The sequence below is a fragment of the Cupriavidus sp. 86D6 genome (genome assembly GCF_057815095.1).
This window is the reverse complement of record NZ_JBYPSB010000001.1, coordinates 344183-362283: the sequence shown is the minus strand read 5'-3', so window position 1 is coordinate 362283 and position 18101 is coordinate 344183. Positions and strand designations below refer to the sequence as shown.

17 protein-coding genes are annotated in these 18101 nt (G+C 64.4%); 2 read left to right on the top strand and 15 right to left on the bottom strand.

Annotated elements, in window-relative coordinates; translation table 11 throughout:
* Nucleotides 1–39: 39 nt before the first annotated feature.
* From AC3G88_RS01645 to rfbB, 5 genes are all read right to left on the bottom strand, one after another.
* Nucleotides 40–1194, bottom strand: coding sequence for a glycosyltransferase (locus AC3G88_RS01645; RefSeq protein ID WP_488893053.1), 1155 nt, complete (start codon nucleotides 1192–1194; stop codon nucleotides 40–42).
* 148 nt (nucleotides 1195–1342) lie between these two features.
* Complete coding sequence (locus AC3G88_RS01640; RefSeq protein WP_488893052.1) at nucleotides 1343–2212, bottom strand: GumC domain-containing protein; 870 nt, start codon at nucleotides 2210–2212, stop codon at nucleotides 1343–1345.
* 7 nt (nucleotides 2213–2219) lie between these two features.
* Nucleotides 2220–3314 carry an MraY family glycosyltransferase gene (locus AC3G88_RS01635; RefSeq protein ID WP_488893051.1) on the bottom strand — a complete coding sequence of 365 codons (1095 nt, stop codon included), beginning with the start codon at nucleotides 3312–3314 and terminating at the stop codon, nucleotides 2220–2222.
* A 116-nt stretch (nucleotides 3315–3430) separates the two neighbouring features.
* On the bottom strand, nucleotides 3431–4342 hold the full coding sequence (gene rfbD, locus AC3G88_RS01630; protein WP_488893050.1) for a dTDP-4-dehydrorhamnose reductase: 912 nt from the start codon (nucleotides 4340–4342) through the stop codon (nucleotides 3431–3433).
* Complete coding sequence (rfbB, locus tag AC3G88_RS01625) at nucleotides 4332–5396, bottom strand: dTDP-glucose 4,6-dehydratase (protein ID WP_488893049.1); 1065 nt, start codon at nucleotides 5394–5396, stop codon at nucleotides 4332–4334. Before rfbB ends, rfbD begins: the two co-directional genes overlap by 11 nt.
* A 255-nt stretch (nucleotides 5397–5651) precedes the next feature.
* Here rfbB and AC3G88_RS01620 point away from each other — a divergent pair, with 255 nt between their 5' ends.
* Nucleotides 5652–6500 (top strand): symmetrical bis(5'-nucleosyl)-tetraphosphatase, encoded by an 849-nt coding sequence (locus AC3G88_RS01620; RefSeq protein WP_488893048.1) that lies wholly within the window; start codon nucleotides 5652–5654, stop codon nucleotides 6498–6500.
* Between the two features lie 37 nt (nucleotides 6501–6537).
* Here the strand turns inward: AC3G88_RS01620 and AC3G88_RS01615 are convergent, their stop codons facing one another.
* From AC3G88_RS01615 to AC3G88_RS01585, 7 genes are all read right to left on the bottom strand, one after another.
* Nucleotides 6538–7353 (bottom strand): lysophospholipid acyltransferase family protein, encoded by an 816-nt coding sequence (locus tag AC3G88_RS01615; RefSeq protein ID WP_488893047.1) that lies wholly within the window; start codon nucleotides 7351–7353, stop codon nucleotides 6538–6540.
* A 43-nt stretch (nucleotides 7354–7396) separates the two neighbouring features.
* Nucleotides 7397–8671, bottom strand: a complete 1275-nt coding sequence (locus AC3G88_RS01610) for a dihydroorotase (RefSeq protein ID WP_488893046.1) — start codon at nucleotides 8669–8671, stop codon at nucleotides 7397–7399.
* A 41-nt stretch (nucleotides 8672–8712) separates the two neighbouring features.
* The gene (locus AC3G88_RS01605) at nucleotides 8713–9684 is read right to left on the bottom strand and encodes an aspartate carbamoyltransferase catalytic subunit (protein ID WP_400394681.1); all 972 of its coding nucleotides are present in this window, start codon (nucleotides 9682–9684) and stop codon (nucleotides 8713–8715) included.
* 92 nt (nucleotides 9685–9776) lie between these two features.
* Nucleotides 9777–10301, bottom strand: a complete 525-nt coding sequence (pyrR, locus tag AC3G88_RS01600) for a bifunctional pyr operon transcriptional regulator/uracil phosphoribosyltransferase PyrR (RefSeq protein ID WP_153950255.1) — start codon at nucleotides 10299–10301, stop codon at nucleotides 9777–9779.
* On the bottom strand, nucleotides 10298–10735 hold the full coding sequence (ruvX, locus tag AC3G88_RS01595; RefSeq protein WP_488893045.1) for a Holliday junction resolvase RuvX: 438 nt from the start codon (nucleotides 10733–10735) through the stop codon (nucleotides 10298–10300). The genes pyrR and ruvX overlap by 4 nt, the downstream gene beginning before the upstream one ends.
* The gene (locus AC3G88_RS01590) at nucleotides 10728–11300 is read right to left on the bottom strand and encodes a YqgE/AlgH family protein (protein WP_092601787.1); all 573 of its coding nucleotides are present in this window, start codon (nucleotides 11298–11300) and stop codon (nucleotides 10728–10730) included. Before AC3G88_RS01590 ends, ruvX begins: the two co-directional genes overlap by 8 nt.
* An 85-nt stretch (nucleotides 11301–11385) precedes the next feature.
* Complete coding sequence (locus AC3G88_RS01585) at nucleotides 11386–12096, bottom strand: pseudouridine synthase (RefSeq protein ID WP_488893150.1); 711 nt, start codon at nucleotides 12094–12096, stop codon at nucleotides 11386–11388.
* Nucleotides 12097–12166: 70 nt separating this feature from the next.
* Between AC3G88_RS01585 and AC3G88_RS01580 the strand changes: the two genes are divergently transcribed.
* Complete coding sequence (locus AC3G88_RS01580) at nucleotides 12167–13717, top strand: cryptochrome/photolyase family protein (RefSeq protein WP_488893044.1); 1551 nt, start codon at nucleotides 12167–12169, stop codon at nucleotides 13715–13717.
* A 47-nt stretch (nucleotides 13718–13764) separates the two neighbouring features.
* Here the strand turns inward: AC3G88_RS01580 and AC3G88_RS01575 are convergent, their stop codons facing one another.
* Genes AC3G88_RS01575 through hemC form a run of 3 tightly spaced genes read right to left on the bottom strand, consistent with a single transcriptional unit; the run spans nucleotide 13765 to nucleotide 18068 of the window.
* Nucleotides 13765–14955: a heme biosynthesis protein HemY gene (locus tag AC3G88_RS01575; RefSeq protein ID WP_488893043.1), complete on the bottom strand. Its 1191-nt coding sequence runs from the start codon at nucleotides 14953–14955 to the stop codon at nucleotides 13765–13767.
* A 4-nt stretch (nucleotides 14956–14959) separates the two neighbouring features.
* The gene (gene hemDX / locus AC3G88_RS01570; RefSeq protein WP_488893042.1) at nucleotides 14960–17062 is read right to left on the bottom strand and encodes a fused uroporphyrinogen-III synthase HemD/membrane protein HemX; all 2103 of its coding nucleotides are present in this window, start codon (nucleotides 17060–17062) and stop codon (nucleotides 14960–14962) included.
* A 10-nt stretch (nucleotides 17063–17072) separates the two neighbouring features.
* A complete protein-coding gene (gene hemC, locus AC3G88_RS01565) occupies nucleotides 17073–18068 on the bottom strand; it encodes a hydroxymethylbilane synthase (protein WP_153950264.1) in 996 nt (331 codons plus the stop codon).
* Between the last annotated feature and the right edge of the window lie 33 nt (nucleotides 18069–18101).

Here is an 18101-nt window from a genome sequence, read left to right as displayed (position 1 = left end):
CCGCACTTCACATGCACCGGACACCTGCATCACAAGGCTCTACACCACCAGACGCTGGTACGTAGCCATCATCCGCTTCACGGAAACCTCTTCGGTGAATTCCGTCATGAATCGTTGGCGCGCCCCTTCCGAAAAGCGTGCGCGGACATGGTCAGAATCCAGGATTCGGTTGCAGGCGTCCGCCAGCGCCCCGGCGTCAGAGATTGGTACGTTGAGGCCGCTAACATCTTGCTTGTTGACCCAGGGCACGCCGGAGCCGGGGATGTTCGTAGCTACGATCGGCAAGCCATAAGCCATGGCTTCCAGCAGGACGACGCCGAACGCTTCAGCACGCGTCACGGACGGCAGGCAGTATAGACACGCTGCGCCGAACAGTGCGTGCAGCGCTTCGTCGGAAAGGCGGCCGGCAAGGACAACGCGGTCTGCCACACCCGCCTTTCGAATCGCTGCCTCGAGAGACGCCTCCAATGGGCCGCTACCAACGATCACGACCAACGCATCGTCCCTCAGGCGGCTCGCGGCCTCGATCAGTACATCGAAACCCTTGTAAGGCACCAGCCGGCCTACTGCGAGTATCACCTTCCGGCCAGCCAGCTTGCACGCCAGATCCGGCGGTACCTTGGCCTCCGCCCTAGGCCCATAGCTGGACGTTCCGGTCTGTTTGCGGGCGTCGGTTACACCGATGGGCACCACCGTTACCTTCGATTCAAAGCGACTCAGCAGCGGCGACGCATGAGCGTACACTTGCGACGTCGCGACGATGCAGTCGGCGCGCTTCAGCAGGGCCACTTCCAGCGGGCGCAAAAGCTTTCCCAGCAGGCCCTTGTCGATCACGTCGGCATGCCAATGCACCAGAAGCCGGGGCCTGCGCCCGATCAGCAAGGCGCCCAGCGCACCAAGCATGTTGGGTACGTGCAGGTGAACCAGGTCAGCGCTGCGTGCGGCCTTCAGGCATGCGAGCAAATAGCGCAGTCCCAGAGGCTGCGAAGCGACCATCTTGCCGATTGGAAGGCGGACGACACGCACGCCGTTCACAACACTGTGCTCCTCACCGGCCGACTTTTTGAAACACACGACCGTGACATCATGGCCGACGCTCGACGCTCCTTGCGCGAGGCTCGACGTCACGCTCTCAATGCCACCTGCATCGGGGGGATAGTATTTCCCGAAATGAACAATTTTTGCCATCATCATCTTGCATCCGGCGGCTGCCAGCCCGGGCCAGCACCTATCACATCGAGATTAGGCTGCCTGCCTTGGCAATTCCCACCCAGCCACGTACCGTTATCCAATTCGCTGATATGCCGAGGTCATTGGCAATGACACGGGTCTACCAGATGGCTCAGCGTTTCTTTAAAAACCAGACCAACGACAGCACCAGCGCTGTCACGAGCCCCAGCAGCAGCCCCACCGCGGCAAACGCCGACTTACGCGGGAACACTGGGAAGCGACTCACTTCCGGCGCACCTAGTGCGCGGGTCTCGAACGTGCGTGCGGGGTCCAGACGCTCCACGAGCGCACGCTTGCGGCGCTCCAGCGCCTGTACAGTAGTCTCGCTCTGTGTCAGCAACTGGGACAGTAACAGGCGTTCCGAGAATTGCCGCGAAACGTCGCCGCGGAATTGATCCTGTGAAATTTTCTGAAATTCGGCTTTCCGAGCGGCCTCAGCCGTCAGCGATGTCTCGATCTGCCCCAGTTCCGACCTCAACCGCGCGACTGATGGCGTGGCCAGCACCGCATGGACTTGTGTCAGCTCGTCCGCGAATCCCTTGGCATACTGCGCCGCCTGTTCCTTTCCGTACGCGCGCACGGACACTTCCAGCAAGTCCGAATTACGCATCTGGTTCACAGTGGCCGATTTCAGGAAAAGATCTGCATCGACGCTCGGCTGACTCGTCGAATACGGAATGCCCAGACGCTGGACTACTGCTGCAAGGAATTGCCGCGAGCGCATGCGGTCCACTGCTCGGCCCGGTGGTTCTAGCGCGGCGCCATTGGTTCCCTCTTCGGCACCAATCTGTCCGATTTGGAGGAGAACCGTGCCTTCCCATTGGGGCCTAACCAAGAAGGTAGCGCCGAAGCCGGCAAACGCCCCCAGCACGGCACCAGCCAGCAGCCACCATTTCGCACGCTTCAAAAACTCCAGTGTGATTCGGCCAAGTTCGGCATCCAGCTCGTCGTTAGTAGATCCAATATGCCTAAGGGTAGACATCGTCACCTCACTTCCGAAAAATCATCCAGCGTGGAACTCGAAAACGCACAATGCGCCAATAGATCCACACATAAAAAACCATGAATACCGCCGAGAAAATCGCTAGCACCACCCCGTTATTCCAGAACAGCGTGGCGGGCACCACGGCGAACAGGCTCAGAAGCCAGAGATACGGCGAAGTCATCGAGTTGCGGCGCAGCTTGTGATGCTGCTCGGCACTGCCCACGGCCCAGCGCATCAGGCGCTTGTAAATCAGCGTGTGAAGATGCACGCCATCTGGATGCCCGGCGGGTACGCCCCTGACCACTTTGCGGCGATAGATGCTAAACAGCGTCTCGAAAATCGGATAAATCACCATCAGGAAAGGGTACCAAGCAGAAATCTGCGGATGCCTGACAATCAGGAGAATGGCAAGCTCAGCTAGCACGAAACCAATCAAATAAGCGCCGCCATCACCAAGGAAAATGGCGCCCGCCGGGAAATTCCAAATGAAGAACCCGAAAATGGCGCCGATCATGGCAAAGGCCACGGTCAGCACAAATGCATCACCAACCTGGAACGCGACATAGGCCAACGACAGGAACATGATCATCGACACCATCGACGCGAGTCCGTTGAACCCGTCGATAATGTTGATGGCGTTAGCGAGGCCCGAGACGGCAATAGCGGTAATGGCGATCGACACGAAGGAGATCGCCAGGATCTGGTCCACTACCGCAAAATCGATTCGGGTAATACTCGCGCCCAACACGAGGCTCGCGGCCAAAGCGGACACCATAGTGGCAATCAGCCGCTCGCGCGGGGACACCCGTTTTGTAAGGTCTTCCCAGAATCCCGCGCCGAAAGCGAACACCGCGCACCCCGCCAGCTTGAGCATGGTGATACCAGTCACCGCATCGGCGCGATACCAGGTAATAAGCGCAACGAACACGAAGCTCACCGCGATACCGAGTCCGCCAATACGCGGAACTGGTTTCGCATGATGCTTTTGCACGCCACCCAGATCCCAGTCAGCGGTGAGATGCTCATGGAAATGCGAATATCGCACCACGAAAAACGTGAGCAACGATGAGACGAGAAACGCCAATGTAATGGTGATCATAAGGACTGGAAACTAACGCCTCACATCAATTTCGTTCTTTCAAGGGAGCCACCAAAAACTGAAACAAACCTACTCAGGCGGGGCCTGATCTAGTTGCTTCATCGGAGGCGCGCCCACTAGAGGATCTGATCAAGCAAGTAGTGGATACCTTGGCGCCAGTCCGGGAGGTAAATACCGAACGTATTGCTCAGCCGTACGGTGTCAAGTCGCGAATTGGCCGGTCGCGGCGCAGGCAGCGGATATTCGGACGTGGAAATGGACTCGACCTTGTCGGGGTCGACGCGAAGTGAGACGCCACGCTGTCTGGCGTACCGCAAAACCTCTGCCGCGTAGCCGTGCCATGTCGTTTCCCCGCCGGCAGCCAGATGATAAACGCCAGGGGCGAAGCCAAGCTTGTCACGCTGCAGCCATTGACGCACCACGACTGCCGTGACGTCGGCGATAAGAGATGCGGTCGTCGGCGCACCAAATTGGTCGGCAATCACACGAAGGCTGTCGCGCTCTTGCGCCAGGCGTAGCATGGTTTTGGCGAAATTACTACCATGCGCTCCCGCAACCCATGACGTGCGCAACACCACAGCGTTGGCATTGCACTGCGCAATCGCCCGCTCGCCGGCCAATTTGCTCTTACCGTAGATCGATTGCGGATTAACCGCATCCGTCTCGCCGTACGCGCCGGACTTGGCCCCATCGAATACGTAGTCGGTGGAATAGTGAACTAGCAGGCCACCAATTGCCTCGGCTTCGCTCGCCAGCACGCCGACTGCCGTGCCATTGACCGCGAATGCGACGTCCGGCTCGCTCTCGGCCCTATCGACCGCCGTATAGGCCGCGGGATTCACAATGACATGAGGACGAACTCGACGCACCAAGTCGCGCAACGCTTCAAAATTCGCTAGGTCACAGGATTGGCGGTCGAGCGCCACGACATTGCCCAGTGGCGCCATGCTTCGGCGCAGTTCGAACCCGACCTGACCGTTGCTTCCTGTTACAAGAATGGTGGGAGCGCTAAACGGCTTACGCTGCATATTGCTTCGCCACCCAGTTCCGGTACTCCCCCGAAACCACGTCCTGCACCCACGCCTGATTGTCGAGATACCACTGAACGGTCTTTCGAAGGCCGGTCTCGAACGTCTCGACGGGCTTCCAGCCTAGCTCCCGCTCCAGCTTACGCGCATCGATGGCGTACCGGCGATCATGGCCGGGCCGGTCTTTCACGAACGAAATCTGGTCGCGATACGAACCTGTCGCCTTTGGCTTCAGGTCGTCCAGCAGGTCGCACAGCGTATGCACCACATCGAGGTTGGTCTTTTCGTTCCAGCCGCCCACGTTATACGTCTCGCCCAGACGGCCACGGGCCAGCACCTCGCGGATAGCGCTGCAATGGTCGCGCACGTAGAGCCAGTCACGCACGTTCTGGCCATCGCCATAGACCGGCAGCGCTTTGCCGGCGAGCGCATTCGTGATCATCAGAGGGATCAACTTCTCGGGGAAGTGATACGGTCCGTAGTTGTTCGAGCAGTTCGTCGTCACCACGGGCACGCCGTAGGTGTGGTGATAGGCGCGTACCAGGTGGTCCGAGGCCGCCTTCGATGCCGAGTACGGGCTATTGGGTGCATATGGCGTGGTCTCGGAAAATTGGGGGTCGGCGGGCCCGAGCGAACCGAACACCTCATCCGTGGAGACGTGCAGGAAGCGAAACGCGGCCTTGGCGCTGTCGTCGAGCGTGCCCCAATATGCGCGCACGGCCTCCAGCAGCGTGAACGTGCCGACGATATTGGTCTGGATGAACTCCGCCGGACCGTGGATCGATCGATCAACGTGGCTTTCCGCCGCGAAATGAACGACCGCACGCGGTTTGTACTGCTCGAGCAGCCTGTCCAAAGCCTCACGGTCGCAAATATCGGTCTGCGAGAAGACGTGACGGCTGTCGCCCTCCAGCGAGGCGAGCGTTTTCAGGTTTCCGGCGTACGTCAGCTTGTCGACGTTGACAATGCTGTCGGCACCCGGCTGGGCAAGCCAATCCAGGACGAAATTCGCCCCGATGAACCCAGCCCCGCCTGTGACAAAAATGTGCGACAAACTTTGCTCCCTGCTTATCGATATGTTCCGAGTGCCCGACAATAGTCGGGGGACCGCCTGATCCAGTGGGGGATAGCGGCTTTTTTAAGTCCTCGTGGAAGTGGCGCTATTCTATCTGACCCCGCCCCTCATCCTTTGGGTGACACCCAACTTTTTGTAGCGTGTTGTAACGAATCGCCAAATCGACTATGAGGTGATAAGAGAATGCCTGTTCTGGCACTTTTCCGCCTTTATTGATATTTTCGGCAATTTTCAATGCATGTGAATCCAACTGCGTCTGACTCCGTTTTCGCCATCGGCGACCTCCAAGGCTGCGCCCCTTCCTATCGCGAACTGCTCGCGAAGTTGCCGGCCGACGCACCTTTGCGCTTCGTCGGCGATCTCGTGAATCGTGGCCCCGCCTCCCTGGAAACCCTGCGGGCCATCAAGGCCATGGCCCAGCGCGCCCGTACGGTCCTCGGCAACCACGATATCCACCTGCTCGCGGTAGCCGCCGGGGTCCGCAAGAAGGGCAAGTCCGACACCCTCGACGACATCTTGGAAGCGCCCGATTATGACGATTTAATCACCTGGCTACGCCACCAGCCGCTGGCCATCAAGGAAGAGAATTTCCTCATCGTCCACGCTGGCGTCCTTCCCCAATGGACAGCCAACCAGGTCATCGACCTCGCGCACGAAGTCGAAGCCGAGTTGCAGGGCCCGAACTGGCAGGGTTTCCTGGCCGATGTCTTCGGCAATGCGGCGGATCGCTGGGATGACGGCCTGCGTGGCATCGAGTGTCATCGGGTGATCGTCAACGCCCTGACCCGCCTGCGCTTCTGCTCGGCCGACGGCGTCATGGACCTCAAGACCAAGGAAGGTCTCGGCAAGGCGCCTGCCGGCGTCATGCCGTGGTTCGACGTCCCCGGACGACGCACGGCTGACACTACCGTGGTGTGCGGACACTGGTCGACGCTTGGTCTGGTGATGCGCCCCGATCTGATGGCGCTCGATACCGGCTGTGTCTGGGGCGGCCAGCTAACCGCTGCCAGGCTGGCGCGCGATCCGGGCGATCGGACCGTCATCCAGGTCGATTGCCCCCAGTATTCTGATCCGTTCGCCTGAAAATGCGAATCCCGCGGGAGCGGGGACGACCAGAGGCTCAGGACGTGGCAGTCGCAGGCTGGACTGCCGGCATTGGCCCCTGATGTAGCTTTTCAGCCACATCCAATGCGGCGGCGGCCGAGCCATCCAGCAGATGCACCACCACCTCCCGCGCCGCCTCCGCCAATTCCCGCCGACTTGCCGAGTGGGCCAGCAATGGCGGCCCCAGCGTCAGCCGCACCTTGATCGGCGGCGACTTCAGGACGGCGTTCAGGCATTCGACCAGCGAGATGTCGTCGATATACGCCGGTGCCAGCGTCGGCTCGCCGGTCGCCGCATCCAGATAGCTCAGCCCCACCGGCTGCACCGGCAGGCCGCCCACCAGCGGAGCCTGCATCAGGTTGGAGTGGAACGGCAGCACCTTGCTGCCATCGGTGGTCGTGCCTTCCGGGAACACGCAGACGAGATCGCCCTGTCGCATCACGTCCGCGATGTGGTGCAGTACCCGGTGTGCGTCGCGTTTGCTGGCACGTTCGATGAAAATCGTGCCTGTCTTGTCACAAAGCCAACCGATCACCGGCCAGCTGCGGATTTCCGATTTGGCGACAAAGCGCACCGGCTGCCAGCTGTGGATAACGTAAATGTCCAGCCACGAGATATGGTTCGACACCAGCATCGCGCCGCGCGGAGGCGACGCACCCGGCGCCAGGCCCTGCACTTCCACCTCGATGCCGCAGATGGCCAGCAGCTTGCGCGACCAGTTCCGGATCAGCCGCTCACGCAGGTGAGCACTCGCCCACGGGAAGACCGTTGCGCAGACCAGCATCCCGCGCAACAGGTGAAATCCCAGTCGCAGCTTGCGTAACCAGATCATCGTTAAACCCCGGTAGCGTTTCGAGCGATCGGCAAGCCGCCGGTCAACGCTGCTCGTACACGACCTGGCCGTCGACCAGGGTCATGCGCACGCGCCCTTCCATCTCGTAGCCGAGCCACGGCGAATTCTTGCCCTGGCTTTTAAGTGCGGAACGCTCCACTTTCCACATCTGCTTCGGATCGAACACGCAGATGTCGGCGGCATTGCCGGCGGTCAGCGATCCGGCATGCAGGCCGATCACGCGGGCCGGTTCGCTGGTGATGCGGGCCAGCGCCTTGACCAGCGGCACGTTGTGCTCGGCGGCCCAGCGCAGCGTCAGCGGCAGCAGCAGTTCCAGGCCAGTGGCGCCGGGCGTGGCTTCGGCGAACGGCAGAAGCTTCTCGTCGTCGTCCACCGGAGTGTGGTCCGAACACAACGCATCGATGGTGCCGTCGGCCAGCGCCGCCACGATGGCGTCGCGGTCGCGCCCGCTGCGCAGCGGCGGCGTGAAGCGCATCTGGCTATTGAAGAAGCCGATGTCCATGTCGGTCAGCGACACATGGTGGATGTTCACGTCGCAGGTGACGGCCAGGCCTTCCTTGCGAGCCTGGCGCACCAGTTCCAGCCCGGCCGCCGAAGACAGGCGGCACAGGTGAACGCGCGCGCCCGTGGCGCGCATCAGTTCGAAGATCGTATGCAGCCGCACCGTTTCGGCGATCACCGATACGCCGGACAGGCCCAGCCGCGACGCCACGGCGCCACTGGCCGCCACGCCGCCGCCCAGGAACGGGTCCTCGGGGCGCAGCCACAGCGTGAAGCCGAACGTCTGCGCGTATTGCATCGCGCGCTGCAGGACCTTGGTGTCCTCGATCGGCATCTCGGCCTGGCTGAAGCCGACGCAGCCGGCCTCTGTCAGCTGGCCCATCTCGGTCAGCGCCTGGCCTTTCAGGCCCACCGTCAGCGCGCCCAGCGGATAGACGTGCGTCTGGTTCAGCCGGCGCGCACGGAACTTGAGCATCTCCACCAGGCCCGGTTCGTCGAGCACGGGGTCGGTGTCGGGCGGGCAGACCAAGCTCGTCACGCCGCCGGCCGTGGCTGCGGCCACCTCGGATTCCAGCGTGGCCTTGTATTCGTAGCCCGGCTCGCGCAGGCGCGCGGACAGGTCCACCAGGCCTGGGCAAACAATCAGGCCCCTGGCGTCGATGGTCTTGTTGGCGTTGAAATCGGCAGGCGCCTGGCCCACGCCGACGATCTTGCCGGCGGCGATATACAGGTCCTGTTCGGCGTCGACGTTCGCGGCCGGATCGATCAGGCGGCCACCCTGGATGCGGATCTTCATGTCTTCTTGCGATGTGCGGTTCGTTATATCCAAGGTGCTGCTCAATCGTTGTTGCCGGCTACGATGCCCATGACTGCCATGCGGACCGCGATGCCGAAAGTCACCTGGTTCAGGATGACCGACTGCGGGCCATCGGCCACGGCGGAGTCGATCTCCACGCCGCGGTTCATCGGGCCCGGGTGCATGACGATGGCATCGGGCCTGGCCAGCGCCAGGCGCTCCGGCGTCAGGCCGTAGGCCTTGAAGTATTCCTGCGCGGACGGCAGCAGCGCACCGCTCATCCGCTCGTTCTGCAGGCGCAGCATGATCACCACATCCACACCCTTCAGGCCTTCTTCCATATTGTGGAAGACGCGCACGCCCATCTGCTCCAGCCCGGACGGCAGCAGCGTGCGCGGGCCGATGGCGCGCACTTCCGGCACGCCCAGCGTGGTCAGCGCGTGGATGTCGGAACGGGCCACGCGTGAATGCAGGATGTCGCCGACGATGGCTACCGTCAGGTTCGTGAAGTCTTTCTTGAAATGCCGGATCGTGTACATGTCCAGCAGGCCCTGCGTGGGGTGCGCATGGCGGCCGTCGCCGGCGTTGATCACGTGCACATGGGGCGCCACGTGTTCGGCGATCAGGTACGGCGCACCCGAACTGGCATGGCGCACCACGAACATGTCGGCCGACATCGCCGACAGGTTGTTGATGGTGTCCAGCAGCGACTCGCCCTTGCTGGTCGACGACGCATTGATATTGAGGTTCAGCACGTCCGCCGACAGGCGCTTGGCGGCAATCTCGAACGTGGTGCGCGTACGCGTGGAGTTCTCGAAGAACAGGTTGAACACGCTCTTGCCGCGCAGCAGCGGCACCTTCTTCACGTCGCGGTCGGAGTCGGACAGCGAAACGAACTGGCTGGCGGTGTCGAGGATGTGCGTGATCATGTCACGCGACAGCCCCTCGATCGACAACAGGTGCTTGAGCTCGCCGTTCCGGGTGAGCTGCGGGTTGCGGAACATCTTGGTCATGGGCAGGTGGGTCGGGCGCGGATTCGGTCTGGCGGGTTCGGTCTGGATACGGCTTCGGTGCTTGACGCTCTGATGGCGTCTCGGGTTGACACTCAGGTACGCGCTTCGGTGGCGAAGGCAAAGCGCGTCGCCGCGCCTTCGCCCTGGCGCGACAGCACCAGCGTCTTGTCCTGGGGCAGCTCGACGGTGGCCGCGGCATAGTCGGCGGCGAACGGCAGCTCGCGGCCGCCACGGTCCGCCAGCACGGCCAGCGCCACGCGCGCAGGCCGGCCATAGTCGAACAGTTCGTTGACAGCGGCGCGGATCGTACGGCCGGTGGCCAGCACATCGTCGATCAGCAGGACATTGCGGTCTTCCACGGCAAATGGCAGCGTGGTCGGCTGGGCCTGGCTGTGCAGCCCCTTCTTGGCATAGTCGTCGCGGTGGAAGGCCACGTTGATCACACCGTGCTCGCCCAGCTTCAGGTCCGCCGCCAGCCGCTCGGCAATCCAGGCGCCGCCGGAATGGATGCCCGCCACGGACCAGCGCGCCCGGTCACTGGACGGCATCAGGGCCTGGGCCTGGTCGCGCAGCGCGTGATATAGCGCCTCGGCGTCGGGGGTAGAGGTCTGAGTCATAGCGGGATTTCGTCGAAATACTGTTGCAGGATGATCCGGGCGGCCTCGGCGTCGAGCGCCCCGCGCTTTGCCCCGGCCATCGAGGCAGCGCGCGACGAATAGCGTTCGTCCACCCAGTCCACGGGCAGGTTGAACCGCCCGTTCAACTGGTTGCCAAAGCGGCGCGCAAGCCGCATCGACACCTGTTCCGCGTCATCGGGGCCGGCGTCAGGGTTGACCGGCATGCCGACCACGAGCCGCACCGGCGACCATTCCTGGATCAGCGCGCCAACCGCGTCGAAGCGGGCCTCGACCGTCACATTCGGGAGGATGGTGAGCGCGCGGGCTTGCCGGGTGATGAAATTCCCGAGCGCCACGCCGATTTTTTTCTCGCCATAGTCGAAGGCGAGCACCGTGCCGTCGCGGGGCGTCTCGCGCCCCGCCTGCTCAGGCATGCCCGGCCTCGCCCGACAGCATCGTCACGTCGATGCCAAGCAGGCGCACGGCCGCCGCGAAACGTTCTTCGGGTGGCACGCTGAAAATGATTTCGGGATCGGCCTGGACGGTCAGCCAGCCGTTGCGGCTCAGTTCTTCCTCGAGCTGTCCGGCGCCCCAGCCCGCGTAACCGAGCGTCAGCAGGAACCGGTGCGGGCCGCTGCCGTTGGCCACGGCTTCGAGCACGTCCTTGGATGTGGTCATTTCCAGCCCGCCGGGCACCGCCAGCGACGACACATAGATGCCGACCGGGTCATGCAGCACAAAGCCGCGCTCGGTCTGCACCGGGCCGCCGAAGTAGACCGGCTGGTGGGCAACAGGCTGGATTTCGAGCTTGAGATCGATCTTGTCGAACAGCGTGGCCATGTCGATGTCGATCGGCCGGTTGATCACCAGGCCAAGCGCGCCACGCTCGTTATGCTCGCAAAGGTAGACAACGGAACCCGAAAACGTCGGATCGGCCATGCCGGGCATGGCAATCAGGAACTGATTGGTGAGATTGATGGAAGCTTCGGGCGTCGCCATGGCTTGCATTCTACCAAATCGCACCCCGGCTGCTGCGGAAAACTTCTGCCCGCAAGCGCACTTTACGGCGCGCGCCGGGCGGGGCTCAGTCCCCGGCTGACTTCAGCGCCACCATGTCTTCGGGCGTCAGCCAGCGCCATTCGCCCAGCGCCAGCGCCGGGTCCAGCCGCAGGCCGCCAATCGCGCTGCGATGCAGGGCCGTCACATGGTTGCCAGTGGCCGCCACCATCCGCTTGACCTGGTGATACTTGCCCTGCAGCAGCGACAGCCGCAGGCTGCGTTCGCCGGTGGCCTCGCAGGCATGCGCCGCAATCGGGGCCGGTTCGTCGTCCAGCTGCACGCCGGCGCGCAGGGCTTCCACCTGCTCGGGCGTTACCGGATCGAACGTGGTCACCTCATACACCTTGGGCACCTGCTTCTTCGGCGACGTCTGGGCGTGGATGAACTGGCCGTCGTCGGTCAGCAGCAGCAGGCCCGTGGTGTCGTGGTCGAGCCGCCCCACCGCCTGCACCTCGCGCTGGCGCAGCGGCACGGGCAGCAGGTTGTAGACGCTGGGATGATGGCGCGGCCGCTGCGAGCATTCGTAGCCGGCCGGCTTGTTCAGCATCAGATAGGCCTTGGTGCAGGCCAGCCATTCCTCGCCGTCGACGGTCAGGCGCAGGCCGTCTACCTCGAAGCGTGCACCCGGGTACTCGCAGAGTTCGCCGTTGACCTCCACCAGCCCGGCCTCCACCAGGTCGCCACAATAGCGGCGGGTGCCGAAGCCTTGGGATTGCAGGATGCGGTCGAGTGTCATGGCCATGAGTGATCTGGAAACGGCTTGTAAACGGTAGGGAAGTATCTGGAGGCTATGTTAGGTTACGGCGATGTCGAGATCACCTTCCCCTGCGCCCGCACCGGGCGAACGTCTGCCTTACCGGATTGACCGGCAATTCGCGCACGGCCTGGTCTGGTTCCGGCGCGACCTGCGCATGAACGACCACGCGGCGCTGCATTATGCCCTCAAGCACTGCCAACAGGTATGGTGCGTGTTCGTGTTCGACCGCGAAATCCTCGATCCGCTGCGCGAACGCGGGCTCAAGGCCGACCGGCGCATCGAATTCATCCTGAAATCGCTGGACCCGCTGCGGCAGGCGCTGACCGATGCCGGCGGCGGCCTGATCGTGCTCGACGATTCGGCGCGCACGGCCATCCCCCGGCTGGCTGCCGAACTCGACGCCGAGGCGGTGTTCGCGAACCACGACTACGAGCCCGTCGCCAAAGACCGAGACGCCGCCGTGCGCCAGGCGTTGGCGGCGGACGGACGCGAGTTACTCACCTTCAAGGACCAGGTGATCTTCGAGGCGAGCGAGATCCTGACCGGCCAGAACCAGCCCTTCAGCGTGTTCACGCCGTACAAGAACGCGTGGCTGAAGGCGCTGCGCCCGTTCGACCTGCGTCCCTATCCGGTCGACACATATCGCAAGGCGCTGGCCCCGGTGCCAGCCGCGCACCGGAAGGCGCCGCCCACGCTTGAGTCGCTGGGCTTTGCGCCGACCAATCTCAAGGAAATTGCGATGCCTACGGGCATGGATGGCGCCCAGGCGCTATTCCGCGAATTCCAAACCCGCATGGGCGATTACGGCCAGCGCCGCGACTTCCCGGCGCTGCGCGGCCCGAGCTACCTGTCGGTGCATCTGCGTTTTGGCACGATTTCGATCCGCGCGCTGGCGCGTGCCGCCCACGACACCGTGCAGCAGGGCGGCACTGCCGCTGCCGGGGCCGCCATCTGGCTGTCCGAACTGATCTGGCGGGATTTCTATTTCATGATCCTGCACCACCATCCGCGCCTGGCCGAGGGCAAGTCATACCACCCGGAATACGATGCGATCCGCTGGGTCGACCTTCATACCGGGAACGAGTATTTCGAGGCGTGGTGCCAGGCCCAGACGGGCTACCCGCTGGTGGACGCCGCCATGCTGCAGATCCGCCAGAGCGGCTACATGCATAACCGGCTGCGCATGGTCACGGCCAGCTTCCTGGTCAAGGACCTGGGCGTGGACTGGCGCCGTGGCGAGCAATACTTCGCCGATCAGCTCAACGATTTCGATTTCTCGGCGAACAACGGCGGCTGGCAGTGGGCCGCCTCGACCGGCTGCGACGCGCAGCCCTACTTCCGCATCTTCAACCCGGTCACCCAATCGGAGAAATTCGACCCGCAGGGCCGCTTTATCCGCAAATACCTGCCGGTGCTGGAAAACCTGCCGGACAAATACATCCACGCCCCATGGACGGCGCCGGACGATGTGTTGGCTGCGGCGGGAGTCCGGCTGGGTGAAAACTACCCGCGCCCCATCGTGCAACATGGCGTTGCACGGATGGAGGCGTTGGAGCGGTATGGGGCGGTGAAGGGATCGAAGGCGAAATCAGCGGATTGAGCCCGCCGGGCGGGGCATTGCACCTCGCCCGAATGACGCTGAAACAATCAGGCCGCCAGCATGGCACTTTCCCGATAATGCTTCTGCGCATCCTCGGGGCGGTCGGTTTCCTCGAACAGGCGGGCCAGGGCCAGGTGGGCGCGCACGCAGATGCGGCGCTGTGCGTCGCGGTCGGCGTAGCGCAGGGCGCGTTCGAAGCTCGACTGCGCCTTGCCCCACAGTTGCTCGCCCAGGCACAGCACGCCCAGCGTGTAGTACAGGTCGGCATCGTTCGGGTGGTCGACCAGCCACTTTTCGGCCTGCTGGATCTGCGGCAGCGCCTTGCCCGGCTCGGCGCAATCGGCGTATCGCTGCACCAGCCGGCTATCCCAGTTGACCTTGAGGGCTTCCTCGACGATCCGGCGTGCCTCGTTCTGGCGGTTCAGCGCCGAAAAATAGCGCGCGGCCTGTTCGGCGATGCGTACCGCGTGCCGCTCGTCGGGCGACAGCGAGCGCCAGAAGTGGTAGAGCGACTCCGCGTCATGGCGACGCTCCTCAAGCATGGCTTCCACGGCCATCTGCTTGAGCCGCAGCGCCAGCACCGGGTGCAGCGCATTGCGCTTTTCCAGCGATCGGGCCAAGCGCAGCACCTCGGTCCAGTTCTTCAGGTGCTGGTGCGCACGAAGCGCGATCCGTTGCACGTGGATCTGGCGTCCGCCTTTTTCCTGCAGCAGGGCGATGGTTTCCAGCGCCCCCTCGGGGTCGCGAGCATCGACCAGCAGTTCGGCCATCGACACCAGACGGGCCTGCTCGCGTTCCGGATCGGTCACCTGCGACATCCAGGCGTCGCGGCGTTCCGACTCCTGCATCCGGTGCGCGGCCCGCGCGCCCACCAGCGCGGCCGTCTGCGCCTGCTCGGGCCACGACTGGGCTTCCTTCGCCGCGCGCTCGGCACGGGCAAAGCGGCCGGCGAACAGGTTTTCGATCGATTCGCGCAGTGCGGCCTGGGCCTTGCTCATGCGGCTTCGCTCACGGTACGCGGCCGCCCGGCGGGGCATCTCAGACAGATGCCGCATGGTGGACATGACGGTCCAGACCACGAAGAACACCAGCAGCAGCAGTGCCAGCGTCAGGTTCAGCGACATCTCGACGCGGTACGGCGGATAGAACAGCACCACGTTGCTGTGGTTGAACTGCGTGAACAACGCCAGCCCCACTGCGCCGCCAAACAGGACGGCCACCCAGAAAAGCAGTCGCATGCGGCTACTCCTTCTTCAGGGCGCGCAGCGCGCCAAGGCTTTCGGCCATGGTCGGCAGCGACACGCTCACCGCGCTGGCCTGCGACTGCTTGAGCAGCGTCAGCACGCCCTGCACGCGGCGCGAGCGGGTATCGAAATAGCGGCCGATCATGGCTTGCGCGGCGGCCAGGTCATTGCGGAAGACCGGCTCGTTGCGCGACAGCAGCGCCAGCCGCGCGTTGAGCAGCCGCAGCTTCACGTTCTCGCGCAGGAACCAGCCCTGGTCGCCGGACAGCAGCAGCGCGTTGGTGTCGTCCACCTTGCGCACGCGGATCACCTGGCCCAGTTCGGACAGCACGTAATCCCACGTGCGGGTCAGGAAATTGCCCGTGGCGGCAGGGGCCGAAGCGGCGCCCTTGGCATCGGCCTTGGCCGGCTTGTCGGTCTCACCCGGCACGCGGTCGAGCATGCGTTCGCCGGACAGCAGCGGCAGTGCGTCGATCTGGTTGATCGATTCGTCCAGCTTGATGGCCGCGCCGGTCAGGTCGGTATCGGGCACGGCCTTCATGCGGGCGATATCGCGGGCGATGGCGCGGCGCAGCTGGTTGTACTGCGGCTTGTCGGCGCGTGCCAGGCGCGCGTCCGCGCTCTGCAGCGCCGACAGTGCCACCTGGATGTTGCCCGTCAGCTGGAGCTGCTGGCCGGCATTGGTCAGCAGTTGCTGGATTTCGGCGATTTCCCAGTCATCGCGGTTGCGCATCAGGTCCTGGTAGACCTGTTCCAGCGCAGCCTGCTTGTCGCGGGCTTCCACCACCTGGCCGTCGAGCGCGCCGACCTTGGCCTGCAACTCCTTGACCGTGTCCTGGGCATTCTTCGACAGCACGCGCGTTTCCTGCACCAGCGCATCGTTGCTCTGCTGGCGCCGCGCGAGCTCCTGGGTCAGGTGTTCCACGCGCATCTGCAGCCAGAAGAAGCCGCCGGCGATGGCCAGTACCAGGACGACGGCGACCACCCACCAGGCCGCCATGCCGCGGCGGGCACCGGCGTGCCCCGCGGGCGCATGCGCAGTAAAAGACGTGCCACCACCGGATGGTGCGGCCTGGCTAGACGAGGGGGACGTAGTCTCTGGCGTCACGCGTTCGACCTTCGTTGTCGTGGGCCCTGCGGACCCTGTTGATTCTGTGGCTGCCGGTGCGGGCGCGGGCGCCGGTGCGACTGGCACCGGCGGCACCACCGGGACGGGCGCCGGCACCATTGGTTCGGGCGCCGCCGGGCCGGCGTGGGCATTGCCCCACTGCGTACATGCGGCCAGCAGGCCGGCATCGCCGGGCGCGGCGGGCATCACGTGCGAAAAACCCAGCGCCTGGGCCTGCGCCGCAATTCTCGCATGCGGCGCAATGCACTGCACCTGCTTCAGGCGTTCGTGTTGCTGCGGCGACAGGTGCAGGCGCGCCAGCGCGTCGAGGTTGCGGACGGCTTCGGAACTGGTCAGCAGCCAGGCGTACGGCGGCGCGTCGGGCTTGAGGCTGTCGCGTACGGCCTGCCACTGCATGCCGGTCGGCTCGGGCAGCGTGCGGCTGTAGGCTTCCACGGCATCCACGGTAGCGCCGGCTTCCCGCAGGCGGTCGCCCAGCCAGTCGCGGCCGCCGTTGCCGCGGATGATCAGCACGCTGCGGCCCGCGAACGCGCCCGGCGTGGTGTCGAGTTCGGTCCAGAGGGCTTCGGAATCGAAACGGGGCGCGTCGGCGGCATCGGCCTCGCCCTGCGCGCCAGCCGGGGCAATCACGCGATGGGTCGGCGCGGCGATGCCGCGCTCGGCCAGCGCCGCCACACTGGACGGGCCGACCACGGCCACGGGGACGTTCGATGGCCATTGCGCCGGGCCTGCGGTGTTCTGCACCTGTGCCAGCGCATCCAGCGCGAACGACACCGCGTTGGGGCTGACGAAGACCACCAGCGCATAGTCGGCCAGGCCCGCCAGCGCGGTGCGCAGCGGGGTGTCGTCGGCGGCCGGGCCGATGGCCAGCAGCGGGAATCCGAGCACATCGAGACCTGCGGCATGCAGGGCCTCGGTCAGTTGCCGGGACTGCCCGGCGGGTCGCGTGACTACGACGGTCGGGCGAGGCATCGGGCGTTCCTCAGGCCGGTCCGGCGGTCGACAGTGCAGCCAGTACGGCGTCGGCGCCCTGGCCCAGCAGATCGCCCGCCACGGCGGCGCCCAGTTGCTCGGCGGTCTGCACCGAATCCACAGGCGCCGTGGCATGGGCGCGCACGTTGCGGGTGCCGTCGGGCAGCGCGACAAAGGCGTCGAGCTGCAGCGTGGCGCCGTGCCAGCGCGCGTGGGCGGCCAGCGGTACCTGGCACGACCCGCCCAGGCGGCGCGATACGGCACGCTCGGCCGACACCGCGAGCAGCGTCGGCACGTGATTGAGCGGCGCCAGCCATTGGGCCAGTTCGGGGCGGTCCGAGCGGATCTCGATCCCCAGCGCGCCCTGCCCTGCGGCCGGCAGCGAGCTGTCCGGCTCGATCAGCGCGCGGATGCGGTCGCCCAGGCCCAGGCGCTTCAGGCCGGCTGCGGCCAGGATGATCGCGCCATATTCGCCACGGTCGAGCTTGCCCAGACGCGTGTCCAGATTGCCGCGCAGCGGCTTGATGACCAGATGCGGGTAGCGGCTGCGCAGCGCGGCTTCGCGGCGCAGGCTCGACGTGCCCACCACAGTGCCCGCCGGCATGTCGTCGAGCGAGGCGAATTGGGCGGAGACCAGTGCGTCGCGCGGGTCTTCGCGTTCCATGACGGCCGTCAGCGCAAACCCTTCGGGCAGCTCCATCGGCACATCCTTGAGCGAATGCACGGCCAGGTCTGCGCGACCCTCGGCCATGGCCACTTCAAGCTCCTTCACGAACAGGCCCTTGCCGCCTACCTTGGACAAGGTCTTGTCGAGAATTTGATCACCCCTTGTCGTCATGCCGAGAATGGACACATCGCACTGGGGATAGTATTGTTGCAACGCAGCACGCACATGTTCAGCCTGCCACATCGCCAGCCGGCTTTCGCGCGACGCGATGACGAGCTTGTGTGGCATGCTGCGTGACGCTGCAGCGGACGAAGACGACGGTTGGGCGGGTGCTTGCATGCGCGCATGTTAGCACGCACCCCCTCGCAAAAC